The organism is Ruegeria sp. CE12 (assembly GCF_056537525.1).
In genome coordinates this window covers 769,702-792,055 of the sequence record NZ_JBQFRS010000001.1, presented here as the reverse complement: position 1 = coordinate 792,055, position 22,354 = coordinate 769,702, and the positions used below count along the sequence as shown (strand labels likewise).

Genomic DNA, 22,354 nt, shown 5'->3' with positions numbered 1-22,354 from the left:
CGGTGAACCCTACAAATAAAGGGTTTCGGATCGTGCGGTCCCACCTTGACCAGCGCCCGTTTTCGAACCATATCCCGACGCTATGACAGACCTCGCTCATATCCGCAATTTCTCCATCGTCGCGCATATCGACCATGGCAAATCCACCCTTGCTGACCGGCTCATCCAGGAGACCGGAACGGTCAAGGATCGCGACATGAAGGAACAGCTGCTCGACAGCATGGATATCGAGCGCGAGCGTGGCATCACCATCAAGGCCAACACGGTTCGCATCGACTATACCGCCGATAATGGCGAGAAATACGTGCTGAACCTGATCGACACTCCCGGCCACGTGGACTTTGCCTATGAGGTCAGCCGCTCCATGCGCGCGGTCGAGGGCTCGCTGCTGGTCGTCGACTCCACCCAAGGGGTCGAGGCGCAGACGCTGGCGAATGTGTATCAGGCCATCGACGCTGATCATGAGATCGTACCGGTGTTGAACAAGATCGACCTCCCCGCGTCGGATTGTGACCGCGTGGCCGAACAGATTGAGGATGTGATCGGTATCGACGCAACCGAAGCCATTCAGGTCAGCGCCAAGACGGGGCAGGGCATCCACGAGACGCTCGAGGCCATCGTGCAGCAACTGCCCGCGCCGCAGGGCAATCTGGACGCGCCGCTCAAGGCGATGCTGGTCGACTCGTGGTACGACGCCTATCTCGGCGTCATCGTTCTGGTCCGCATCATGGACGGCACGCTGAAAAAGGGCATGCGGGTCAAGTTCATGTCGAACGGCACCCTGCACCATGTCGACCGCGTTGGCGTTTTCCGCCCCGAGATGGAGATGGTCGACAGCCTCGGCCCCGGTGAGATCGGCTTCCTGACCGCTTCGATCAAACAGGTCCGCGACACCCGCGTTGGTGACACCATCACCAATGACCGCAACGGGACCGAAGACGCGCTGGACGGCTTCAAACCCGCGCAGCCGGTGGTTTTCTGTGGTCTTTTCCCGGTGGACTCGGCCGAATTCGAAGACCTGCGGGATGCGATCGATAAACTGGCGCTCAACGACGCCAGCTTCAGCTTTGAAATGGAAACCTCGGCCGCGCTGGGCTTTGGATTCCGTTGCGGCTTCCTAGGCCTGCTGCACCTAGAAGTCATCCGAGACCGCATCGAACGCGAATATGATATCGAGCTCATCACCACCGCCCCGTCGGTGATCTATCACGTCTACATGAAAGACGGCGAGATGATCGAGCTGCACAACCCCGCCGACATGCCCGACCCGTCCAAAGTCGACCATATCGAGGAGCCGCGCATCAAGGCGACTATCCTTGTGCCTGACGAATACCTCGGTGACGTGCTGAAACTGTGTCAGGACCGCCGCGGCATTCAGCTGGACCTGACCTATGCGGGTAGCCGCGCCATGGTCGTCTATGACCTGCCGCTGAACGAGGTCGTCTTTGACTTCTACGACCGCCTGAAATCGGTGACCAAGGGCTATGCGTCGTTTGACTACCAAATGACCGGCTATACCGAGGATAATCTGGTTAAGATGTCGGTGCTGGTGAATGACGAACCGGTCGACGCGCTGTCGACCATGGTTCACCGCGACCGGGCCGAGATGCGGGGCCGGGCGATGTGCGAAAAGCTCAAGGATCTGATCCCGCGCCACATGTTCAAAATCCCGATCCAGGCCGCCATCGGAGGCAAGGTCATCGCCCGCGAGACCCTCTCGGCGCTGCGCAAGGACGTTACCGCGAAATGCTACGGAGGCGACGCCACGCGGAAGCGCAAACTGTTGGACAAGCAGAAGGCGGGTAAGAAAAAGATGCGCCAGTTCGGGAAGGTCGATATCCCGCAGGAGGCGTTTATTTCTGCATTGAAGATGGACAGCTAAGGCTGTCCATCTTCAAGTGGTTGGCTACGAAATCTAATGTCACTCGCGACCTGATTAATTCTCGACTACACGTTGTATCGCCGGCCCAATCTGGCGTTTGCGGGAAACTACGTCCTCTGCTTCTAGCATGTCATTCGCGACCTCTCCGCCGAACGCGGCAAGAACAAGGTCCTTGTCGGTGGAATCTCCCCAAAGCATGTAGGATTTCTGATCGCGGGTATCGACAATCGCAAAGACCAGGTGGTCCAGACCGCTTGAATTCTTTTGCATTTCGATTGCGGTTTTTAGTTCTTGCCGGCGGTCGATCAACTGCTGCGCTGTTAAAGTCTCAGCAACCCCGATGCCGACATTCTTACCGCCATACACGAAATCCTTGTAATCCAGCAGAACGATATCTTTAGCCGACAGCGCGCTCAGGTCGGATTTCGCCAGCAGCATGTCTTCAGCAAAGGCATCGACATCATCAATCCCAGCCTGCCGTGCCAGTTCCTGCACATAATGGCGATCATAATCCGTGGTGGTTGGCAATGTCAGGTTGACGGTGTCGGAAAGGATTGCGGCCAGCCCAATGCAGGATAGAGAGGTGGGAAATTCAACGCCAAGCATCTGCGCCTGATCGGCTAGTATTGTTGCTGTTGATCCCCAAGGTCGTATCTCGATGCTGATGGCCTCTGACAAGTTGACGGGCGATCCACCAAGCGCGTGGTGGTCGATTAGAGCGACGATGTTTTCAGGGTCAACGCTGGACGGAAGCTGCGTGCTTTGATTGAAGTCCACTAGCCCCACGCTCATGCCCGAGAAATCATCGATAGCAACCGGTTCAATTGCACCGCACTGTTCGATTGCGAACTGGGATTCAGGGTTAACTGGGCCGGGAACTCCCGGTTGCCCTCCATAAATATGGGCTGCAAGTAAACTGGCACCAACCGAGTCTGTGTCCGGATTGATATGCCCGGTCCAGACCAGACCTTCTACGTTTTCCAGATTTCTTTGCAGATGGTCCAAAGCGGCCCCTTGCGACCCGTCGGATTGCGCCCATGATGCGCTGGCGGCAAAGCAGGATGCCGCGATTGCGGTGGCGCGAATGTGACTGATTAGAACTGGCTTTGAATGTGTGCCGGAATAGGATTGGCTCGCTTTCGTAAACTCCATAAGAGACCTCCGTCTGTTCACCGATTGCAAGATCTGTCTGTGTTTGAGACATGCGTTGTGCACGGCAAGTTTGATCAGTTACAAAGGGTTACGTAAGTTTTGCCACACAAGCTTCGCATTAAGCCAACATGAACATTTCTTAAGGGTAGTTTTGGGCGCTTCAGTTAAGAAGCTAGGAAGCCAAACCGAGCGCATTGTCTGATGTTGTATAAAGCTTTTAAGGTATTTCTGGACGTCAAACAGAATACCCTCCACTACCCCAATCGAGTAACTTGGAACTAAGATGATTTTTCTGAATCGCGCGCTTTTCTAAGTGCAGGTGTTGTTCGGCCAAGCGGTCTTTTTTGGGTTGGGTTTGCTGATCTTCAAGTTTGTGTCGAACCCTTCGCTGCCTGAAACGGCTTATATGGTCAGGGCGCTGCACTACGCTAGTCAGAAGAAATCTACCGACGTGGAATTTCTAGACGGCCAAGAAGCCCACAATTTTTCAACCTTTGGGTAGCCAGTCGCAATGTAGTCGTAAGGATCGAACCTACTGTGAGAAAGTTTACCTCTGATCCCAAATTTGAGTTCATCCTCGCCTGCCTTCTGATAGTTGCAACCGTTGCCTATCGGTGGGCATATTACGAACCTTGGTACTTCGCAGACAGCATATTTGTCGTTGTAGGAATTGGTGCTTGCTATTTCTACTATAGATGGCAACGAAAGAAGTAGGCGGGCTTTTGACCCAATATCGGGAGTTTCTACTTAAGCCCAACCTAAACCAATCATGAAGTTTCCCTTAGGTAACTTGTAAGCATCCAACCTCCTCCCAATCTGTAGGCCACAGCAGAGATGTTCGCTTTCGAACCTCAAAGGGTCGTATTCAGGAGGAGATCCCCATGACCAGATACATGACTGCCGGAGCAGCCGCTCTGGCCACGTCCCTCGCCCTCGGAACCGCAGCACTGGCCGATACTACACCGGACCTGCGCGGCACATGGGTCGGGTCTTACACGACCGTCCAGCCCAGCCATTACTACAAGGGCGATCAGCCCCGTTTCAATCAGGCCGAATGGATGCTCGACGTCCAGATGCAGGAAGACAATGTCTTCTGGGGGCCCAGCAAGTGGCGTCGGGATGGCGATACCGAATGGAATGAATATGAGGCCACCGGAACCATCAGCCTCGATGGCTCGGGTTCGATCGGCATCATTGAAACCTCACCGCTGGTGATCGGCGCGAATGCGTTGATCGATGCACGGTACGAAGATGGCAAGATTTTTGCCGATTTCCGTAGCCTGCGTAACGGAACGACCTACAGCACCGTTCTGGAACGTCAGGTGAACTGAAGCGTTTCCGGCCCGGGCGATTGTAGGGGGTAAGTACCGCTGCTGCGATTGTGAATGCAGCGGAGGTTAGTAGGTTGCCACGCGCGGGTCGGAACGCTTCTCAAAAACGGAACCATCGTCTCCACAGGGAGGAGACGGGCCGGGCGGCCAGTTCGCCGCCCGCGACAGGATCCAGACCGCCACGTGCTAACATGCGGCGTTCCTCGGCACGGGTCATCTGGATTTCGCGGACCTTCAGCGCGGCTTCGCGCGCGGTGACATAGCTGCCGTCCGGCCCCGGTTCCATTCCCGGAATGTTTCGTCCCCGCGACCACATTCCGCGAATGCCGCTCAGGGGATGTTTCCAACCGATCTCATCGTCGTCCTGCAGATGCCAGATCCGCTCGACCTCGGTTACCGAGACCAGCGCGGCCATTGGTTTGCCATGTCGGGTCAGAATGATCACCTGACGCGGGTCCTGTGCGCGGGTGACCAGCTCTCCCAGATGGGCGCGGGCGTGGGAAATTGTGCAGCGCATCGGCGAATCTCCGTTTGTACGATTCGAAAGATCTGGGGTCTGAGCTTTGTACAAATCCTGCAATTTCTGCCTAAACGACCGTGCGGGGGCCTTTGCAGGCGCAGAAAGCGTCCGAAATCCGGTCGATCCTTCATGTCCGGACTTTTCCGCCTTCAACCCTGCGAAGTTTCGCATGTTCTGGAGTTATCCACATGGCTTTCCCTGTGGATACCAACAGGTTATCCCCGTCTAATTTTCATGCTGCAGTGCTATTTTCTTGTCGGATCGGGGGTGCGGGTGCAACAGTCTGATCACCGCCAAGGTTCTTAGGAACCACGGTGGGACGCAAAGGCCAGGGGGCCAGAGCAGGGAGGGCAGGTCCTACGGATTTGTGTTTTACTGCAAGGGCTTACCGGTGGGTGATCAGCCGATGTCGGGTCTCGTACCCATGCCGGGTGATCAACTTCTCAGAAGGTCAATGCGTGCTGCGAAGTACCCTCGCGTACAACGTGGCGGCTGCGGTCCTCCCGGGATCGGAGCAACTGGATCGGGACGTCCCTCGGGCGTGTCGACCCGGCAAGGCGTCAGGGGCATCCGTATGGGTGCATGCAAAGACCGCGTCTGCGCACCTGACGCCTTTTCCTTTTGCCGGACCCCGGTTTCATACAGGCTACCACTCACCACCCTGAAAAAGGGAACGGGGTTCTTTCGCTTGCGCAAAAGAACCCCGTAGTAGCGTCAGATGATGCAATGCCGCGTCTATGCACCTGTAATTTTGATTGTAGCTCGGCTCAGACCTTGCATCAACCATATATTGGGGTTGTGCGCGGCATTCTCACAATATGCAGAAAGTGGTCAGAGATTTTCCTGAACGTCAGTCGCTGCGCCCTGGATGGCATCGCCTGCTTTCTCGATATCTTTGCCAGCGCCTTTTGCGGTTTCGCAAGCGGTGAGGGCAAACAGGCTCAGACCAATCAGAAGTGTGCGGATCATAGGTATCTCCTTGGCTACTCAGTCATTTTGTCGGTAGCACCTTTCTGAGGCCCGGGCCAGCGTTTTGAGCGTTTTTGATCCCTTGGTATCTTGAGAAGGTGTTGGAAACTCGAACCGAATAGACGTGCCATTGCGCTGCAAACTGACACGCTCCTCATCGATACCGCACCCAAAAGGTGTGAATGCAGGGGGTTTTCAAGTGATCTCTTTGATTGCTGAACGCCAATCCGGAACGGCTCTGCCAGCTGGTTTGATCAACAGCCCTCAGGGTTGTGCTTAGCTAGAGCGGTTTGCAGCGTTCTTAACAACGCCAATCACTACCAGTCCTCGTCAGGATTTGTCGTCGCTGCAAAACAGCTCGTAAACCACTTCGAGCATGCGGCGGGGGCGATCATCGGTCAGACGATAGTAGATAGCCTTGCCTTCGCGGCGCGGTGTCACGAGCCCTTCAAGGCGGAGGCGGGACAATTGTTGGGAAACTGCAGCCTGGCGGGCAGACAGAAGCTCTTCCAGCTCAGTCACGGATTTCTCACCCGAAACCAAATGACACAGGATCATTAAACGACCTTCATGACTGATCGCTTTGAGGAAATTCGATGCGCGCGTCGCATTGTCGACCATTCGGTCGAGGTCTTCTGAAGTCATGTCCTGGGACAGCTGGGGAAGTGCCATCTAGATTGTTTTCCTTTCGGGCCCGGCATGCGGGCTATTGTTCCCTTACGTAAGTTTCGCTGAAGGCGAGCCATTTCAGTACATGTTTCGAACATGTATTTCTATATGTATGGATCAAAATAGCGTGATGGATAACGGGGAAAATGCCGGAATATGACTCCCTAGTGCGTCTATGCGGCATTCGGCTGGCGGATTTTAGCGGTCGAAGTGACGCTCAGTAGTTCAGCTGTCCGTGCTCCCCATTCGCCACGAATCCTACATTAGCGAAGCGATGTCTGCTGCACCCCTTGCGGCCCCCCGGTGCCGATACTAAGACTCATGTAACTATTCTTCGGGTAGTGTCCCGATCCATTGCAAAGCAGGCAGGTTCCGAATGTTCGATCCAGTTGACACCTATATGAATACGCTCGTTCCCATGGTCGTCGAGCAGACCAGCCGGGGTGAGCGGGCTTACGACATTTTCTCGCGCCTGTTGAAGGAGCGGATCATTTTCATCAATGGCCCGATCCACGACGGAATGAGCCATCTGGTTGTTGCCCAGTTGCTGCATCTTGAGGCGGAAAACCCGAACAAGGAAATCTCGATCTACATCAACTCGCCCGGCGGCGTGGTGACCAGCGGTTTGTCGATTTACGACACAATGCAGTACATCAAGCCGAAATGTTCGACGTTAGTGATCGGTCAGGCGGCATCGATGGGATCAGTTCTGCTGGCCGGTGGCGAGAAGGGCATGCGCTTTTCACTGCCCAACAGCCGTATCATGGTGCACCAGCCCAGCGGCGGGTATCAGGGTCAGGCCAGCGATATCATGATCCATGCTGCTGAAACGCAGAAACTCAAGGATCGCCTGTATGATATCTATGTGCGTCATACCGGACAGACCAAAAAGGCTGTTGAAAAAGCTCTGGATCGTGACAATTTCATGAGCCCGGAAGAAGCGAAAGAGTGGGGTCACATCGACGAAATCGTCGAGAACCGCGCTAAGATGGATGTTGAAGAAAGCTAAGATCAAAACCTCGCGCGTGTAGTGCGAGGTGTGATTTTGAGATTGTAGCTGCCACAGTGCTGGCCTAAGCTGCATGAACAGGCGCAAGCGCGACGCAGCGGCGCGCAGGGATGGAGCCCGAAAGGTAGATCATGGCGACGAATTCAGGCGGTGACAGCAAGAACACGCTCTACTGCAGTTTCTGCGGCAAGAGTCAGCATGAGGTGCGTAAACTGATTGCGGGCCCGACGGTGTTCATCTGTGACGAATGCGTCGAACTGTGCATGGACATCATTCGCGAAGAAACCAAGGCCAGTGGCCTTAAATCTTCGGATGGTGTGCCGACACCAAAAGACATCTGCGAAGTTCTGGATGACTATGTTATCGGTCAGGCCACTGCCAAGCGGGTTCTGTCGGTTGCGGTTCACAACCATTACAAGCGCCTTAATCATGCTCAGAAAGCGGGCAGCGATATTGAGTTGGCCAAGTCCAACATCCTGCTGATCGGTCCGACCGGTTGCGGTAAGACGCTGCTTGCGCAGACTTTGGCGCGCATTCTGGATGTTCCGTTTACCATGGCGGACGCGACCACACTGACCGAAGCCGGTTACGTGGGCGAGGATGTTGAGAACATCATCCTCAAACTGCTTCAGGCCAGCGAGTACAATGTCGAGCGCGCGCAGCGCGGCATCGTCTATATCGACGAGGTCGACAAGATCACGCGCAAGTCCGAAAACCCTTCGATCACCCGTGATGTCTCGGGTGAGGGTGTTCAGCAAGCGCTGCTGAAACTGATGGAAGGCACCGTTGCCAGCGTTCCACCCCAGGGTGGCCGCAAGCATCCGCAGCAGGAATTCCTGCAGGTTGATACAACGAATATCCTGTTCATCTGTGGTGGTGCGTTCGCCGGGCTGGATAAGATTATCGCACAACGTGGCAAAGGCTCGGCCATGGGCTTTGGTGCCGACGTTCGTGACAATGATGACCGCGGTGTTGGTGAGATCTTCAAGGACCTCGAGCCCGAGGATCTGCTAAAGTTTGGTTTGATCCCGGAATTTGTTGGTCGTCTGCCGGTTCTGGCGACGCTGGAGGATCTGGATGAGGACGCACTCGTTACCATCCTGACCAAGCCCAAGAACGCGCTGGTTAAGCAATACCAGCGTCTGTTCGAGCTTGAAGATGCCGAGCTGGCCTTTACTGATGATGCGCTGAAGGCGATCGCGAAGAAGGCCATTGAGCGCAAAACCGGTGCACGCGGGTTGCGCTCAATCCTCGAAGACATCCTGCTGGACACGATGTTCGAACTTCCGGGCCTGAAAAACGTGACCGAGGTGGTGGTGAACGAAGAGGCGGTGACCTCGGAATCGCAACCGCTCATCATTTATGCGGATGCCGGCCCCGAATCGGCGTCTGCTGGCTGAACTCAGAGAGTTTCCGAATTTACACGGCGCGGTATCATCCGCGCCGTTTTCATATGAGGGCACAATGACAATCAAGCGTATTTCTTCAGGTGGTGAGTTTGAGGCGAAGGTCGGATATTGCCGGGCTGTCGTCGCGGGTGGCTGGGTGCACGTTGCCGGTACCGTCGGTCAGGGTGACGGCGCGGCCGAGCAGTGTCGGTCAGCGTTGGCTGTCATAGAAAAGGCCCTGACGGATGCTGGCGCGTCTTTTGCCGATGTGGTGCGCGTCACTTACATGCTGCCGGACCGTGCCGAGTTCGAGCCTTGCTGGCCCATTCTGGCTGAAACCTTTGGTGAGAACCCGCCAGCGGCGACGATGATCGAATGTGGTCTGATCGATCCAAAGTACCGGATCGAAATCGAAGTGACTGCAATCTTGCCGGAATAAGGGCTGCGGCCCTGCTGACACTGGACCTTGGTCGGCCTTTGGTCCATATCTTCAGGAGCATAACTGCCGGAGGCGCCAATGGGAATCCTGAACACTCTTTTACGAGCTGTGACTTGGTGGAACGGGGCGACCCTGAACACCCAGATTTTCACCGCGCGCAAGGGTATCAAGGTTGGCGAAGATGATCAGGGCAACGTGTTTTACCACAACGCCGATGACAGCAAGCGCTGGGTCATTTTCAATGGCGAAGCCGAAGCAAGCCGGATTGATCCGGACTGGCACGGTTGGCTGCATCGCACCTGGGATGAACCTCCGACAGAAAAACCGTTAAAGCACAAATCCTGGGAGCTGCCGCATCAGGAAAACCTGACCGGCACCGCATTGGCCTATACGCCGGCGGGTTCTCTGCGCCGACCGGACCCGGTTGAGCGCAAGGATTATGAGGCCTGGAGCCCTGAATAGGCGAGGCGAGCAATGTCTACCCACAACATGACCGAAGTTCTTGTCGGCGGAGCCGTGCTGGCTTGCGCCGTTGCGTTTGGCGTCTATGCCAGCCAGTCCACGGGCCTGTCTCAGAACCGGGCCGGGTATGAACTGGGCGCATCGTTCCGTTCGCTGGAAGGTGTCGGGATCGGCACCGACGTGCGGTTGGCAGGTGTGAAGATCGGGACCGTTACGAACGTTGCGCTCAATCCCGAGACATACCGTGCTGATACGACCTTTTCGGTCGCTGACGGTATCCAGATTCCAGATGACAGCGCCATCGTCATTTCCTCGGAAGGTCTGCTGGGCGGTAACTTCGTTGAGGTCATGCCGGGTGGATCGCCGTTCTATTTTGAGCCCGGAGACGAGGTGGAGGATACTCAAGGTGCGGTCAGCCTGATCTCGCTGTTGGTCAAGTTTGTTGCCGGGGACAGTAGCGAATGATGCGGGCTGCTATTTTTGCATTGCTGCTGGCCGGTACGGGTGCTGCTGCTCAGCAAAAGGTGGAATCCGGCCCGGGCGCGATGCTGCGTGGGCTGGATAAGGTCAGCGGGCAGACCGTTGATGTCGAACTGCAGAGCGGCCAGACAGAGGCCATATTCGGGCTGGATGTTGCCCTTGGGGATTGTCGATACCCCGCGGATAACCCGACTGGGGATGCCTTCGCCTATCTGACAATCTGGGAAAGTGGCAAATCAGAGCAGCTGTTCGATGGCTGGATGATTGCGACCTCTCCCGCGCTGAATGCACTGGATCACGCGCGTTATGACGTCTGGGTGATCCGCTGTATCACGCCATCCGCCGACTGAGCGATTGCGGCAGTAAAATCTGCGCTGGCGTTAATCGCTTCTTCAAGCTCTCGGCGATACTGGCTGCGTGGGATTTCGATCGCGCCCAATGATGCCAGATGCGCAGTCAGAAACTGTGTGTCAAACAATCGGAACCCGGTTTGGCGCAGACGGTCCACCAGATAGGCCAATGCAACCTTCGATGCGTCTGTGCGGCGTGAGAACATGCTTTCCCCAAAGAAAGCCGCCCCCAGCACAACGCCATAGACGCCACCAACTAGCTGATTTTCCTCCCAGACTTCGAGAGAATGCGCGTGGCCGGATTGATGAAGGTCCAGATACAAGCCGCGTAACTCGGCGTTGATCCATGTGTCTGTACGATCTGCACAGCCATCAACGACACCTGCAAAGTGTTGGTCGATTGACACCTCAAACCCGCTGTTGCGAATTCTGCGCGCAAGGCTGCGTGAGATGTGAAATCCATCCAGCGGGAAGACACCACGAAATTTTGGATCGACCCAGAAAAGCTCAGGGTCGTCACGATGTTCTGCCATCGGAAAAATGCCGATGGAATACCCATGAAGAAGGAGTTCGGGTGAAAGGCTCATGCAGAATACCCGAAGGTCGAAGAGCGTTCGCTCTTCGACCTTACAGATTTATTGGGCCATGTTCTCCGCAAGCCAGTGCTCCAGCCAGTGGATGTTGTAATCCCCGCTGTGGATGTCTGGTTCCTGCAGCAGAGCGTGGAACAAAGGCACGGTCGTATCGATGCCATCCACGATCAATTCACCCAAAGCACGGTTCAGGCGTGCCAGCGCCTCATCCCGGTCGCGGCCCTGCACGATCAGTTTGGCAATCAGCGAGTCATAGTAGGGTGGAATGGAATAGCCATCATAGAGTGCTGAATCCATCCGTACGCCAAGACCGCCAGGTGCGTGATAGGCAGAAATCTTGCCCGGGCAGGGCGAGAAGTTTGGCAGTTTCTCGGCATTGATCCGAACTTCGATGGCGTGCCCATTGATTTCCAGATCGTCCTGACCGAACGACATCGGTTCGCCCGCTGCGACGCGAATTTGCTCGCGCACCAGATCGACACCAAAGATGCCTTCAGTTACCGGGTGTTCCACCTGCAGACGCGTGTTCATCTCGATGAAATAGAACTCACCGTTTTCGTACAGGAATTCGATGGTGCCTGCGCCGATATAGTTGATCTTGGCAACCGCGTCGGCACAGATCTTACCGATCTTGGCGCGCTCTTCCGGGGTGATGCTGGGGCCGGGGGCCTCTTCGAACACCTTCTGGTGACGACGCTGCAACGAGCAGTCGCGTTCGCCCAGGTGGACCGCCTTGCCTTTGCCATCACCGAAGACCTGAATCTCGATATGACGCGGTGTGGTCAGATACTTCTCGATATAGACCTCGTCATTGCCAAAGGCGGCTTTGCCTTCGGCGCGTGCGGTCATGAACGCACTTTCCATTTCATCAGCGCTTTGCGCGACTTTCATGCCGCGACCGCCGCCACCAGCGGTGGCTTTGATGATGACGGGATAACCGAATTCTTCACCGATTTTCTTGGCTGCAGCCAGATCTGGAACACCACCGTCCGAACCCGGGACACAGGGAACACCCAGTTCCTTCATCGTGTCCTTGGCTGTGATCTTGTCGCCCATGACGCGGATATGTTCTGCGGTGGGGCCGATGAAGGTGATGCCGTGATCTTCGACGATCTGCACGAATTCGGCATTTTCAGACAAAAAGCCATAACCGGGGTGGATCGCTTGCGCGCCTGTGATCTCACAGGCCGAAATGATCGCGGGTACCGACAGATAGCTCTGCGGGCTGGGTGCCGGGCCGATGCAGACCGATTCGTCGGCCATGCGTACATGCATCGCGTCGCTGTCGGCGGTCGAATGCACGGCAACCGTCGCAATACCCATCTCGCGCGCGGCGCGGATCACACGCAGGGCGATCTCGCCTCGGTTGGCAATCAGGATCTTGTCGAACATGGGCCCGCCTTACTCGATGATAACCAGAGGGGTGCCGAATTCGACGGCGTCACCATCGCTGACCAGAATACGCTTGATGGTACCCGATTTGGGTGCGTGGATATGGTTCATGGTCTTCATCGCTTCGACGATCAACAGCGTGTCGCCTTCGGATACAGATGCGCCAACTGTGATAAAGGCGGGTGCGCCCGGCTCGGGCTGCATGTAGACAGTGCCAACCATGGGTGAGGTTACTGCGCCCGGATGGCTTGCCGGATCTTCCGCTGCAGCGGGTGCTTCGGCCGGGGCGGGCGCTGCAGCGGGTGCTGCGGCTGCAGGTGCGGCAGCGGCTGGAACGGCCACCTGAACCGGAGCAGCTACGGCTTGGTTCATCCGGCTGACACGAACGTTCAGGCTGTCTTCTTCGCCATATTCACGTTTGACCTGCAGTTCGGTCAGGTCGTTTTCGCGCAGCAGTTCGGCCAAGGCCTTGATGAACGCCACATCCGCTTCGTGTTTGGTATCTGTCATGAGTGTCCTCGACGGTTCCCCTTTGGCCCGTCTGTTTTTGCGGGCTTGGTCTAATTACGCAGCGTTATAAGCCATGCAGTCGGCCATGAAAAGCGCAGTCTCAGCCTGTCAAATGGGGGTTTTTGCGTACATTGCGAGAGGCAAGCGGGATCAGAGTGGCATCCCCGACAATTTCGCCACCAGTTCGGGCAGTTTTCGGGCGCCAAACTTCTCCAGCAATCGGGCCCGATAAGCCTCGACTGTGCGATAGCTCAGGCCAAGTTCAGCCCCGATTTCCTTTGCGGACAACCCTCTGCACGACATGATCGCCACTTCTCGCTCACGCTGTGTAAGCTCTACTAACGGGCGCTCTTCGGAGATGTCGGAAAAGCTCCAGATGCCGTGGCGGAAAGGATCGTCCGGTGTCAGTGACCGTCCGCGTGCCCGACACCAGAACAGATCGCCATTCCGGCGTCGCATGACCCGCTCGTCCGTATAATAGCCCGTGTCTCGCATCACCTGCAGGCTGCGCGCGCCGATGCGTTCCCAATCCGCAACTGACGGATAGAGGTGCAACAATGGCATATTGCGATACTCTTCCTCACTGCCGCCAAAGGTACGGGCAAACTGCAAATTGCAGCGCCGGATGATCCGGTTCTCAAGCTCAACGAGCCCGATCGGGGCGTATTCAAAGGCTGGATCGCTCATATACCTATGGTGACGCGTATTGGGGCAGAATTGAAGGGGCGAAACTCTCAATCACTTGGCTGAATGATGGGCTCTTGAGTGATATTAAACCGGAAAAGTAGTAAATCCTGTAAATGTGCTTTGAAAATAGGACTGCAACCAATAACAATTAAACAACTATTCTGAAAAATCGTGTGCCCGGCCGAAAAGCGGGCGACGCCACCTTAGGGAAAGTTGTGCCTTTGCGCGACACACTGACAGGAAGCCGAATACGGGAAAGACGACAGATTTCCGGTCTGCGTCAGGCGGAACTTGCGCGCCGGGTTGGTATTTCGGCGTCATACCTGAACCTGATCGAACATAATCGTCGGCGGATTGGGGGTAAGCTACTGGTCGATATCGCTTCGGCGTTGTCGGTCGAACCTTCGTTGCTAACACAAGGGATCGAGGCCACCTTGATCGCGGCGCTGCGCGAGGCGGCTGCAGATGCAGTTGGACAAACGGCCGAACTGGATGCGCTGGATGAGTTTGCGGGGCGTTTCCCCGGCTGGGCAGGTGTCTTGTCGCAGATGCATCGCCGTGTCGTGTCTTTGGAGCGCACGGTTGAGACCCTGTCAGATCGATTGACCCATGACCCGCATCTGGCGGCCTCGATGCACGAGGTGCTTTCGACCGCCGCCGCAATCCGATCGACCGCTGCGATTCTGGCCGAGCCCGAAGAGATTGATGCAGAATGGCGGGATCGATTCCACCGCAACATTCACCAAGATGCTGAACGTCTGGCCGAAAGCTCCAAGGCACTGGTTGCCTATCTGGATGAAAGCGAAGATGAGCCTGACCGCCGTGGGATGCCGCTGGAAGAGGTCGAGGCGTTCTTTGCCGAGCGAGAATACCATTTCCCGGAAATCGAAGAAGGTGCGGCAGCCGATTCGTTTCCGTTGGATGGTCTGGACACATCCGCTGCTAAATCCGTGGCGCAGAGCCTGTTGGCGACCTATGCCGCTGACGCGCGTGCAATTCCGCTGGAGAGACTTCGGGAAGAGTTGGGCGGTGCTGAGCCGGATCCGATGGGGCTTGCGGCGCGATTTTCTGTAGATCTTGCGACAGTGCTGCGTCGGTTGGCATTTGTTCCGAAAAGCCTTCTGCCACGGGCGGCGGGTCTGGCAATTTGTGATGCGTCCGGCAGTATCCTGTTTTATAAACCTGTACCTGGATTTGCATTACCCCGGCATGGAGAAGGCTGTCCATTATGGCCGTTGTTTACTGCTCTCAATCGGCCGCTGGTCCCTGTCCGGAAAAGGATCGTTCAGCTGGGCCGGACCGCGGCCGAGTTCGATTGCTATGCGATTGCCTGGCCTCAGCCTGCACAGTCATTTGATCAGGACCCCGTTTATCACTCGGCAATGCTGGTGCTGTCGGTCGAAGATCCGTCGCCAGATGTCGAAGCGAAGGCTCAGGTTGGGACCAGCTGTCGCATCTGCCCCAGAAACGCATGTGAATCACGGCGTGAGCCGTCGATTCTTAGCGAAGTTTTTTGACAGTTTCCTGACAGAACGATTAATCTGACAGCGATGGATGGCCGCGCGTTTGATCGGCCATGGGGAGGAACTGCAAATATGAGCCGTAAGGTTCTGTTGATCGAGGACGAGCCAAACATTACCGAGGCGATCCGATTTCTGCTGACTCGTGAGGGTTGGCAGGTCGAGACCCATGCCGAAGGCGTGGATGCTGTTCAGGTGATTGTAGCTGAGAATCCGGACCTTGTTATTCTCGATGTTATGCTGCCGGGTAAGAGTGGCATGGACATCCTGCGTGACCTTCGGGAACTTGAGGGGATGAAGGGCCTGCCTGTGTTGATGCTTACGGCAAGGGGGCAATCCCGAGATCGGGAAATGGCGGAGCAGGCTGGTGTCAGCCGGTTTATGACCAAACCATTTTCCAATACCGAAGTTCTGACTGCTGTGCGCGATCTGCACGCACAAGCCTCGCGGTCATGACGTCGGAGGATAATGCACATCAATCAACGGCGACAAGACCGTCGCTCTTCCTGGAACGTCAGAGTTATCGTCGACGCAGATTGTCTGATGCTGCGAGATTGCTGCCATTTCTGGGTGCCGCTCTGATCGGGCTCCCCTTGCTCTGGCCAGATGGCAGCGCAGGAGAAGACGCAGTGCCGCTTTCCTCCGCCATCCTTTACATCTTTGGTTGTTGGGGTGCCCTCATCCTGATCAGTATGTTCTTCGGCTTCGTGGCCAAGCGTTTTGCAGCACGTGAGGATACGGAGACGGACGAATGGCGACATTAAACGTCCTGATACTCGTCTGCCTTGGCTACGTTGTACTGTTGTTCGGCGTGGCATTCGCCGCCGACCGGATGGCGGTTGCTGGACGTGGGAAATGGCTGCGATCGCCATTGATCTACACTCTGTCCCTGTCGATCTATTGCACAGCTTGGACATTTTATGGCGCGGTTGGCAACGCCGCCCGTTCGGGACTGGAGTTCGTCACCATCTATCTGGGACCGACGCTGGTTATGATCAGTTGGTGGTGGGGGCTACGTAAACTTGTTCGCGTAGGGCGCAGCCAACGCGTGACTTCAATCGCCGACCTGATTTCGTCCCGTTATGGTAAGTCGAATACTCTGGCGATTTGTGTGACCATTCTGGCTGTGTTGGGCGGTACGCCTTACATCGCGCTGCAATTGCAATCGATTACGCTCTCTTTCTCGATATTTGCCGAAGCGGATTCGTCTGGTCTCTATCGAGAGGGATCGAGTGTTTTCTGGGTGGCTGCCGGCCTGGCGGTCTTTGCCATTCTGTTCGGTACACGAAATCTGGACGTAAATGAGCGTCACCACGGCGTTGTGACGGCCATTGCTCTGGAATCTGTGGTCAAGCTGTTTGCGCTGCTGGCAGTCGGCATATTTGTCGTCTGGGGGATAGCTGGCGGCGTTGGTCCGATGATGGACCGTATTGATGCCTCTGAGATCGGTCAGTGGAACGTTGATGCGGGCCGCTGGACCACAATAACCTTCCTGTCTGCAGCGGCCTTTGTCTGCCTGCCGCGAATGTTTCAGGTGATGGTTGTCGAAAACGATGATGAGGGGCACCTGAGAACGGCAGCCTGGGCCTTTCCGCTGTATCTGCTGCTGATGAGCCTGTTTGTTGTACCTATTGCTGTCATCGGGCTGGACCTGATGCCCGAGGGATCAAACCCGGATCTGTTTGTTCTGACGGTGCCGCTGTCTCAGGGCAATGAATGGCTCGCCATGCTCTCGTTCATCGGGGGTTTTTCATCGGCTACATCGATGGTCATTGTGACGGCTATGGCGCTTTCAACCATGGTCTCCAACCATGTTGTCATGCCGATCTGGCTGAGTACTCAGGAAGGATCGGGTTCAGTTTCCGGTGACGTTCGCAACATCGTTCTGATGGCGCGCCGGGTATCGATCGCTGTCATCATGGGATTGGGCTACTTCTATTTCCACCTCTCCGGAGGGGGGGCAGCGCTAGCCTCCATCGGGCTTGTTGCCTTTGCAGGGATTTCCCAGATTCTGCCAGCACTTGTAGGTGGTTTATTCTGGCGTGGGGCGACGCGAACCGGTGCTCTGATCGGATTAAGTGTCGGGTTCTTTCTTTGGATTTACACGCTGCTGTTGCCCGGAATGGGCGGGGGGGTGATGCCTGCCTCGGTCCTTGAAAACGGTCCATTTGGCTGGGGATGGCTCAGGCCGCAAGCGCTGTTCGGGATCGATGGGATTGACCCGATGGTACATACGATCATGTGGTCGCTGACCCTGAACACCATCGCCTTTTGCGTGGCATCCCTGCTGAGCTTTCCCAGCCCGCTGGAGCGGTTGCAAGGCGCTCAATTCGTGAATGTCTTTGACCATTCGGTTGCCCCTCAGGGATGGACCGGGTCCGTTGGCCAAAGCGAAGATCTGATGATCATGACACAGCGAATTCTTGGCACGATTCCCGCGCAGGTGTTCTTTCAGGCCGAGGCGTTGAAACAGGGCGGTCGGGGGCGATTGCCCGAACCTACGCCGGGTTTTCTGGTGCGTCTTGAACGTGAGTTGAGCGGTTCTGTCGGAGCGGCCACCGCTCATGCAATGGTCGGGCAGATCGTAGGGGGATCTTCGGTTTCGGTCGAAGATCTGCTGGCGGTGGCTGATGAATCGGCGCAACTGCTGGAATACTCAGGTCAGATGGAGGCAAAATCTGCCGAACTTAGCCGCACGGCGCGTCAGTTGCGTGAGGCGAATGAAAAACTCACGCAAATCTCGATGCAAAAGGATGCCTTTCTTGGTCAGGTGAGCCACGAATTGCGCACCCCGATGACCTCAATCCGGGCATTTTCGGAGATCATGCGCGATACCGAAGAGCTGAGTGCCGAGGAAAAGACGCGCTATGCGGCGATCATCCATGACGAGGCTTTGCGTTTGACACGATTGCTGGATGATCTGCTGGACCTCAGTGTTCTGGAAAGCGGGCAGGTCAGTTTGAACTTGGGCGACAGTACGTTGCGGTCTGTTCTGGATCGCGCCATTTCTACCGCGCTTGCCGGAACAGATCGCAAGCTCGAGATACGGCGCAGCCTGACCTCTGAACGCATACCGCTGCAAACCGATCTGGATCGCCTTGGTCAGGTTTTCATCAATCTGATTTCGAACGCGCAGAAGTACTGTGATGCGCCCGATCCTGTTCTTACAATTTCTGCGCACGATGTTGGGGGGCAGGTCGTGATCGACTTCATCGACAATGGCAGTGGAATTCCACCCGAGGCACAATCGATGGTGTTCGAAAAATTCGCGCGTGTAGGCTTCGACAAAGCCGGGGGCGCGGGTCTGGGCCTGGCCATCTGTCGTGAGATCATGCAGCGCCTCGGCGGCGAAATCAGCTATTTACCGGGGCAGGCGGGGGCCGCATTCCGGGTCAGCCTGCCATTGGCGCACAAGCAAGCCGCGCAGTGATCGCGATTTAAAGGTATTGGTAACCGTCGCCGGGTTAGACCGGGTATCAGGCGATAAATAGATAGCGGTTCGGTGCCATGGCAAATGATGTCAGCGCAGCTTTGGCGCGTAAACTTGTGGTTGGGCAAGCTGATGCCGAGGATAAACCTCGCCCTATCCTGCGAGCTCTGCGGTTGGCATTGGCTCGGGCAGCAATTGAAACCATTCAGCTGCCACTGTCCGTCATCGGGGCCAAACAAACCACCAAGCCCTCGGACGCGCTAAGCCAGTCTCTGACCGATGCTTGGTTGCTGCTCGCGTTTACCAACAAAGATGGACGGACAGCTGCGGTCTGTCTGGACACCAGCTGTGTTTCAGCGATCCTGCAAATGCAGACCATAGGCGAAATACTATCAGGCTCGCCCCCGGATCGTGTATTCACCGATACGGATGCGGCCATGGTTGCACCACTCATTGAAAGTGTGTTGACCCAGGTTCCGGATCTAATTGACGCCCCGGCCGATAGTGAATGCTTCGACGGATACGAATTCTTGTCCCGAGCTGAAGATGTTCGATCGCTGTCCCTTGCGCTTGTCGAGGATGAGTATCGTGTCTTCGACCTGACCGTTGATCTCGGGGGTGGAGTTCGTCAGGGCCAGCTAAGTATGTTCATACCGGAACAGCCAGCAATTGTACCCGAAGAAGAAGCAGAGGCTACTGAGGCTGGGCCTGTTCTGGAAATGGCAACGGGCGTGATGAGGGCTGAGCTGAACGCAGTTATGTGTCGTTTGTCATTGCCTCTGTCTGATCTTTCAGATCTGGACGTGGGCAATGTTCTTCCTCTGACCGGAGCGAGGCTGGATCGCATCGACGTTTTGACGATCGAGCGAACACGGGCAGCTGTCGGGCGCCTTGGGCAATGCGGCGGGATGCGGGCAATTCGGGTGAATGAGGAATTGGGCATTCCAGTGATTGCCGGGCCAGATGCGCCTGAATTCATTGAAAGCAGAACCAGACAAGCACAGCCCGAAGAGAGAGAGGCTGATCAGCCGAAGATGACAGTGCTAGACCCGTTGGACGCAAGCGCTTTGCTACCAATGGATCACGACCCGCTCTCCTCGAATCCGGACGAGATCGCGGCTGAGATTTCGCAGTTGGCTGGGTTGACCGGTCTTCAGGGCGATCAGGACCAGAAATTCTGATCAGGTGTTCGAATTGCGAATCTGATCAAGGGCAGGGCGCAGGCCTTCCAGCGCGTATCCGGCCTTGCTGGTCGCGTCGAGAATATCGTCGGTGCTCATCCTGTCGCACTGCCCCAAAGCCCAGACAACGGAACAGCGAGTACCCGAGGCGCAATAGGCCAACACCGGTCCCGTGCAGCTTTCAGCCAAATCGCGCTGTAAGGCGACGTTTTCGGCAGTCATGGTCTGATGCGTGAGTTCCAGAACTTCGTACTCCATGCCTGCTGCGCGAACGGCATCGCCGATCGCATCGGATTGCATGTCTGAAGGGACCTCTACATTGGGACGGTTGCAGATCACCTTGGCAAAACCTGCCTCGGCGATGGCTTGCACGTCTTCCACCGTGATCTGGGGTGAGACGGCATAGCGGGGGGTAATCTGACGAATCTCCATGGCAAATCCTTAGGTCGCGTTTGCAATCCTGTCCAGTTGTGCGCCGACTTTAGGAGCCGCAAACATGCCTGCCATCATGGCAATGAGAAAGACCAGCCCCCCAAACCCGCCATAACTGAGCGAGGCCATTGCCGGACCGGGGCACAAACCTGCTAATCCCCAGCCCATGCCAAACAGCACGGATCCGAAGATCAACCGCCTGTCCAGCTCGGGTTTTGGCGGCACTGGAAAGTTGCCGCCAGACAGTGGTTTCCTGCTTTGCGTTAGGCGCCAGGCAATCAGCATAGGTAGGATTGCACCACCCATCACAAAAGCGAGTGTTGGGTCCCAGTTGCCAAACACATCCAGCCAGCCCTGAACCTTGGTCGTGTCAGTCATCCCTGAAACCAACAAGCCAGTACCAAAAAGCGATCCGGCAATAAGCGCGATCAGAACACGCATCAGATCAGCCCCCAGACATGGCGGAACAAGACAAGCGTGATCCCACCGGCCAGAATGTAAAACACGGTAGCAACCATACCGCGTAGCGAGAATCTTGATATGCCACAGACACCATGCCCCGAGGTGCATCCATTCGCGATACGCGTGCCAACGCCGACCAGCAAACCGGCGATAATCACAACCGCCAGATCGCTGGTCAAATGGGTTGCTGCCTGAGGGGCGATCAAGGGTTTCAATAGCAATGGCATGACGATCACACCGGCAATGAAAGCCAGTCGTTCCTTCGCTTCGCTTTTGCCACTGCCGTCAACCAGCCCGCCGAGAATGCCGCTTGCCCCCATAATTCGTCCGTTTCCCAGCAGATAAACCGCTGCGCCAAGTCCAATCAGCAGACCGCCAATCAAACCCCATATCCATTCCGGATTCATGCTGAGATGTCTCCTTATCTAAGGCCGTAGGTGCATCAAATTTTGTTGATGGGCAGCTTCAGGAAAACATCGCCTTCCTCATCGGCAGGGGGCATTTGACCAGCGCGCATGTTGACTTGTAGCGAAGGCAGGATCAGTCGTGGCATGCCCAATGTTGCATCGCGGGCATCGCGCATCTCGGTAAACTCTTCGATGCTGCGTCCCTGGCCGATGTGAACATTCAATGCTTTCTGCTCACCAACGGTGGTTTCCCACGCGTACTCATTCCGCCCCGGTGCCTTGTAGTCATGTCCGACATAGATCCGGGTTTCGTCCGGCAGCGATAGGATTTTTTGGATCGATTCATACAGCATTGTCGAAGAACCACCCGGGAAGTCACATCTGGCAGTTCCAAAGTCTGGCATGAAGAGAGTGTCTCCTACAAAGGCCGCATCACCCAGAACATAAGTCAGACAGGCCGGAGTGTGCCCCGGAGTGTGCAGGACATCGCCCCGCATCTGGCCGATGTGAAAGCTGTCTCCTTCAGAGAACAGCGCATCAAACTGGCTGCCATCGCGCTGGAATTCCGTACCTTCGTTGAACACTTTGCCAAAGGTATCCTGCACAACGACAATATTCTTACCGATGCCGATTTTCCCGCCAAGTTTTTGCTGAAGATAGGGTGCTGCTGACAAATGGTCGGCATGCACATGGCTTTCCAGTATCCATTCGACCTTAAGGTTATTTGCGGTCACATACTCGATGATCTGATCGGCAGATCCTGTGTCTGTGCGACCCGAGGCATGGTCAAAATCCAACACGCTGTCGATGATTGCGCAGGCCGCGCCTTCGGGTTCCTGAACCACGTAAGACACCGTGTTTGTCTGCTCGTCAAAAAAGGCCTTTACGATTGGTGTCACGTGCTCCTCCTGTGCTTCTTACTTTTCATATAGTGATAGCGGAATGTGACACAACTGCCAATTCACGACTTGATGTCTGTCAAGGCAGCCAAAGTTAAATCCGCGTAATAAGTATGCATCCTGCAGAGCCTCGCCCGAAATCGCAAAATAGCTGAGCGGATTTCCGCAGGCATTCATTAAGTCTCAAGTT

Annotated in this window: 25 protein-coding genes; 13 read left to right on the top strand and 12 right to left on the bottom strand. The window is 55.9% G+C overall.

The genetic code is table 11. From position 1 onward, the window contains the following. The first annotated feature begins 82 nt into the window (after positions 1 to 82). Positions 83 to 1,882, top strand: coding sequence for a translation elongation factor 4 (lepA, locus tag ACR0IO_RS03995; protein WP_480739673.1), 1,800 nt, complete (start codon positions 83 to 85; stop codon positions 1,880 to 1,882). A 54-nt stretch (positions 1,883 to 1,936) separates the two neighbouring features. Here lepA and ACR0IO_RS03990 read toward each other — a convergent pair whose 3' ends face one another. Beyond that, the gene (locus ACR0IO_RS03990; protein WP_480739672.1) at positions 1,937 to 3,034 is read right to left on the bottom strand and encodes a manganese-dependent inorganic pyrophosphatase; all 1,098 of its coding nucleotides are present in this window, start codon (positions 3,032 to 3,034) and stop codon (positions 1,937 to 1,939) included. An 881-nt stretch (positions 3,035 to 3,915) separates the two neighbouring features. Here ACR0IO_RS03990 and ACR0IO_RS03985 point away from each other — a divergent pair. Beyond that, positions 3,916 to 4,365 (top strand): hypothetical protein, encoded by a 450-nt coding sequence (locus tag ACR0IO_RS03985; protein WP_155144949.1) that lies wholly within the window; start codon positions 3,916 to 3,918, stop codon positions 4,363 to 4,365. Positions 4,366 to 4,465: 100 nt separating this feature from the next. Here the strand turns inward: ACR0IO_RS03985 and ACR0IO_RS03980 are convergent, their stop codons facing one another. From ACR0IO_RS03980 to ACR0IO_RS03970, 3 genes are all read right to left on the bottom strand, one after another. Then, the gene (locus ACR0IO_RS03980) at positions 4,466 to 4,882 is read right to left on the bottom strand and encodes a type II toxin-antitoxin system Phd/YefM family antitoxin (RefSeq protein WP_480739671.1); all 417 of its coding nucleotides are present in this window, start codon (positions 4,880 to 4,882) and stop codon (positions 4,466 to 4,468) included. 834 nt (positions 4,883 to 5,716) lie between these two features. Beyond that, positions 5,717 to 5,854, bottom strand: a complete 138-nt coding sequence (locus tag ACR0IO_RS03975) for an entericidin A/B family lipoprotein (protein ID WP_155144945.1) — start codon at positions 5,852 to 5,854, stop codon at positions 5,717 to 5,719. Between the two features lie 330 nt (positions 5,855 to 6,184). Then, positions 6,185 to 6,526 carry an ArsR/SmtB family transcription factor gene (locus tag ACR0IO_RS03970; protein ID WP_155144943.1) on the bottom strand — a complete coding sequence of 114 codons (342 nt, stop codon included), beginning with the start codon at positions 6,524 to 6,526 and terminating at the stop codon, positions 6,185 to 6,187. A 373-nt stretch (positions 6,527 to 6,899) separates the two neighbouring features. Between ACR0IO_RS03970 and ACR0IO_RS03965 the strand changes: the two genes are divergently transcribed. The 6 genes from ACR0IO_RS03965 to ACR0IO_RS03940 all read left to right on the top strand — a co-directional run bounded on the left by ACR0IO_RS03965 (position 6,900) and on the right by ACR0IO_RS03940 (position 10,651). Then, entirely contained in the window at positions 6,900 to 7,532 is a 633-nt protein-coding gene (locus ACR0IO_RS03965; protein ID WP_155144941.1) for an ATP-dependent Clp protease proteolytic subunit, read from the top strand. Between the two features lie 131 nt (positions 7,533 to 7,663). Continuing rightward, positions 7,664 to 8,932 (top strand): ATP-dependent Clp protease ATP-binding subunit ClpX, encoded by a 1,269-nt coding sequence (gene clpX, locus ACR0IO_RS03960; protein ID WP_155144939.1) that lies wholly within the window; start codon positions 7,664 to 7,666, stop codon positions 8,930 to 8,932. A gap of 64 nt (positions 8,933 to 8,996) precedes the next feature. Continuing rightward, positions 8,997 to 9,359 carry a RidA family protein gene (locus ACR0IO_RS03955; protein WP_155144937.1) on the top strand — a complete coding sequence of 121 codons (363 nt, stop codon included), beginning with the start codon at positions 8,997 to 8,999 and terminating at the stop codon, positions 9,357 to 9,359. Positions 9,360 to 9,437: 78 nt separating this feature from the next. Next, on the top strand, positions 9,438 to 9,821 hold the full coding sequence (locus tag ACR0IO_RS03950; RefSeq protein WP_155144935.1) for an NADH:ubiquinone oxidoreductase subunit NDUFA12: 384 nt from the start codon (positions 9,438 to 9,440) through the stop codon (positions 9,819 to 9,821). Between the two features lie 12 nt (positions 9,822 to 9,833). Further along, positions 9,834 to 10,286 (top strand): outer membrane lipid asymmetry maintenance protein MlaD, encoded by a 453-nt coding sequence (gene mlaD / locus ACR0IO_RS03945; RefSeq protein ID WP_170331339.1) that lies wholly within the window; start codon positions 9,834 to 9,836, stop codon positions 10,284 to 10,286. Continuing rightward, positions 10,283 to 10,651 (top strand): DUF2155 domain-containing protein, encoded by a 369-nt coding sequence (locus ACR0IO_RS03940; RefSeq protein ID WP_170331341.1) that lies wholly within the window; start codon positions 10,283 to 10,285, stop codon positions 10,649 to 10,651. The genes mlaD and ACR0IO_RS03940 overlap by 4 nt, the downstream gene beginning before the upstream one ends. Here ACR0IO_RS03940 and aat read toward each other — a convergent pair. From aat to ACR0IO_RS03920, 4 genes are all read right to left on the bottom strand, one after another. After that, a complete protein-coding gene (gene aat, locus ACR0IO_RS03935; RefSeq protein ID WP_480739670.1) occupies positions 10,606 to 11,238 on the bottom strand; it encodes a leucyl/phenylalanyl-tRNA--protein transferase in 633 nt (210 codons plus the stop codon). The genes ACR0IO_RS03940 and aat overlap by 46 nt on opposite strands. A 48-nt stretch (positions 11,239 to 11,286) precedes the next feature. Beyond that, positions 11,287 to 12,636 (bottom strand): acetyl-CoA carboxylase biotin carboxylase subunit, encoded by a 1,350-nt coding sequence (gene accC, locus ACR0IO_RS03930; protein WP_155144928.1) that lies wholly within the window; start codon positions 12,634 to 12,636, stop codon positions 11,287 to 11,289. 9 nt (positions 12,637 to 12,645) lie between these two features. After that, a complete protein-coding gene (gene accB / locus ACR0IO_RS03925; protein ID WP_170331345.1) occupies positions 12,646 to 13,146 on the bottom strand; it encodes an acetyl-CoA carboxylase biotin carboxyl carrier protein in 501 nt (166 codons plus the stop codon). 150 nt (positions 13,147 to 13,296) lie between these two features. Next, on the bottom strand, positions 13,297 to 13,833 hold the full coding sequence (locus ACR0IO_RS03920) for a LuxR C-terminal-related transcriptional regulator (RefSeq protein ID WP_155144923.1): 537 nt from the start codon (positions 13,831 to 13,833) through the stop codon (positions 13,297 to 13,299). A gap of 221 nt (positions 13,834 to 14,054) precedes the next feature. Here ACR0IO_RS03920 and ACR0IO_RS03915 point away from each other — a divergent pair, with 221 nt between their 5' ends. From ACR0IO_RS03915 to ACR0IO_RS03895, 5 genes are all read left to right on the top strand, one after another. After that, positions 14,055 to 15,350 carry a helix-turn-helix domain-containing protein gene (locus ACR0IO_RS03915; RefSeq protein WP_480739669.1) on the top strand — a complete coding sequence of 432 codons (1,296 nt, stop codon included), beginning with the start codon at positions 14,055 to 14,057 and terminating at the stop codon, positions 15,348 to 15,350. 78 nt (positions 15,351 to 15,428) lie between these two features. Beyond that, the gene (locus ACR0IO_RS03910; RefSeq protein WP_155144919.1) at positions 15,429 to 15,809 is read left to right on the top strand and encodes a response regulator transcription factor; all 381 of its coding nucleotides are present in this window, start codon (positions 15,429 to 15,431) and stop codon (positions 15,807 to 15,809) included. Continuing rightward, the gene (locus ACR0IO_RS03905; RefSeq protein ID WP_480739668.1) at positions 15,806 to 16,117 is read left to right on the top strand and encodes a hypothetical protein; all 312 of its coding nucleotides are present in this window, start codon (positions 15,806 to 15,808) and stop codon (positions 16,115 to 16,117) included. The genes ACR0IO_RS03910 and ACR0IO_RS03905 overlap by 4 nt, the downstream gene beginning before the upstream one ends. Beyond that, positions 16,105 to 18,783, top strand: coding sequence for an ATP-binding protein (locus ACR0IO_RS03900; RefSeq protein WP_480739667.1), 2,679 nt, complete (start codon positions 16,105 to 16,107; stop codon positions 18,781 to 18,783). The genes ACR0IO_RS03905 and ACR0IO_RS03900 overlap by 13 nt, the downstream gene beginning before the upstream one ends. A gap of 77 nt (positions 18,784 to 18,860) precedes the next feature. Further along, positions 18,861 to 19,964: a FliM/FliN family flagellar motor switch protein gene (locus ACR0IO_RS03895; protein ID WP_480739666.1), complete on the top strand. Its 1,104-nt coding sequence runs from the start codon at positions 18,861 to 18,863 to the stop codon at positions 19,962 to 19,964. Here the strand turns inward: ACR0IO_RS03895 and ACR0IO_RS03890 are convergent, their stop codons facing one another. Genes ACR0IO_RS03890 through ACR0IO_RS03875 form a run of 4 tightly spaced genes read right to left on the bottom strand, consistent with a single transcriptional unit; the run spans position 19,965 to position 22,164 of the window. Further along, positions 19,965 to 20,396, bottom strand: a complete 432-nt coding sequence (locus tag ACR0IO_RS03890) for a protein tyrosine phosphatase family protein (RefSeq protein WP_480739665.1) — start codon at positions 20,394 to 20,396, stop codon at positions 19,965 to 19,967. It abuts the gene before it with no gap. Between the two features lie 9 nt (positions 20,397 to 20,405). Then, complete coding sequence (locus ACR0IO_RS03885) at positions 20,406 to 20,837, bottom strand: DUF6691 family protein (protein ID WP_480739664.1); 432 nt, start codon at positions 20,835 to 20,837, stop codon at positions 20,406 to 20,408. Then, a complete protein-coding gene (locus tag ACR0IO_RS03880) occupies positions 20,837 to 21,265 on the bottom strand; it encodes a YeeE/YedE family protein (protein WP_480739663.1) in 429 nt (142 codons plus the stop codon). The genes ACR0IO_RS03885 and ACR0IO_RS03880 overlap by 1 nt, the downstream gene beginning before the upstream one ends. Before the next feature lie 35 nt (positions 21,266 to 21,300). After that, complete coding sequence (locus ACR0IO_RS03875) at positions 21,301 to 22,164, bottom strand: MBL fold metallo-hydrolase (RefSeq protein ID WP_480739662.1); 864 nt, start codon at positions 22,162 to 22,164, stop codon at positions 21,301 to 21,303. Positions 22,165 to 22,354 lie beyond the last annotated feature (190 nt).

Coding starts and splice junctions, on each gene's coding strand:
- lepA (WP_480739673.1), top strand. CDS start 83: ATGACAGACCTCGCTCATATCCGCAATTTCTCCATCGTCGCGCATATC.
- ACR0IO_RS03990 (WP_480739672.1), bottom strand. CDS start 3,034: ATGGAGTTTACGAAAGCGAGCCAATCCTATTCCGGCACACATTCAAAG.
- ACR0IO_RS03985 (WP_155144949.1), top strand. CDS start 3,916: ATGACCAGATACATGACTGCCGGAGCAGCCGCTCTGGCCACGTCCCTC.
- ACR0IO_RS03980 (WP_480739671.1), bottom strand. CDS start 4,882: ATGCGCTGCACAATTTCCCACGCCCGCGCCCATCTGGGAGAGCTGGTC.
- ACR0IO_RS03975 (WP_155144945.1), bottom strand. CDS start 5,854: ATGATCCGCACACTTCTGATTGGTCTGAGCCTGTTTGCCCTCACCGCT.
- ACR0IO_RS03970 (WP_155144943.1), bottom strand. CDS start 6,526: ATGGCACTTCCCCAGCTGTCCCAGGACATGACTTCAGAAGACCTCGAC.
- ACR0IO_RS03965 (WP_155144941.1), top strand. CDS start 6,900: ATGTTCGATCCAGTTGACACCTATATGAATACGCTCGTTCCCATGGTC.
- clpX (WP_155144939.1), top strand. CDS start 7,664: ATGGCGACGAATTCAGGCGGTGACAGCAAGAACACGCTCTACTGCAGT.
- ACR0IO_RS03955 (WP_155144937.1), top strand. CDS start 8,997: ATGACAATCAAGCGTATTTCTTCAGGTGGTGAGTTTGAGGCGAAGGTC.
- ACR0IO_RS03950 (WP_155144935.1), top strand. CDS start 9,438: ATGGGAATCCTGAACACTCTTTTACGAGCTGTGACTTGGTGGAACGGG.
- mlaD (WP_170331339.1), top strand. CDS start 9,834: ATGTCTACCCACAACATGACCGAAGTTCTTGTCGGCGGAGCCGTGCTG.
- ACR0IO_RS03940 (WP_170331341.1), top strand. CDS start 10,283: ATGATGCGGGCTGCTATTTTTGCATTGCTGCTGGCCGGTACGGGTGCT.
- aat (WP_480739670.1), bottom strand. CDS start 11,238: ATGAGCCTTTCACCCGAACTCCTTCTTCATGGGTATTCCATCGGCATT.
- accC (WP_155144928.1), bottom strand. CDS start 12,636: ATGTTCGACAAGATCCTGATTGCCAACCGAGGCGAGATCGCCCTGCGT.
- accB (WP_170331345.1), bottom strand. CDS start 13,146: ATGACAGATACCAAACACGAAGCGGATGTGGCGTTCATCAAGGCCTTG.
- ACR0IO_RS03920 (WP_155144923.1), bottom strand. CDS start 13,833: ATGAGCGATCCAGCCTTTGAATACGCCCCGATCGGGCTCGTTGAGCTT.
- ACR0IO_RS03910 (WP_155144919.1), top strand. CDS start 15,429: ATGAGCCGTAAGGTTCTGTTGATCGAGGACGAGCCAAACATTACCGAG.
- ACR0IO_RS03905 (WP_480739668.1), top strand. CDS start 15,806: ATGACGTCGGAGGATAATGCACATCAATCAACGGCGACAAGACCGTCG.
- ACR0IO_RS03900 (WP_480739667.1), top strand. CDS start 16,105: ATGGCGACATTAAACGTCCTGATACTCGTCTGCCTTGGCTACGTTGTA.
- ACR0IO_RS03895 (WP_480739666.1), top strand. CDS start 18,861: ATGGCAAATGATGTCAGCGCAGCTTTGGCGCGTAAACTTGTGGTTGGG.
- ACR0IO_RS03890 (WP_480739665.1), bottom strand. CDS start 20,396: ATGGAGATTCGTCAGATTACCCCCCGCTATGCCGTCTCACCCCAGATC.
- ACR0IO_RS03885 (WP_480739664.1), bottom strand. CDS start 20,837: ATGCGTGTTCTGATCGCGCTTATTGCCGGATCGCTTTTTGGTACTGGC.
- ACR0IO_RS03880 (WP_480739663.1), bottom strand. CDS start 21,265: ATGAATCCGGAATGGATATGGGGTTTGATTGGCGGTCTGCTGATTGGA.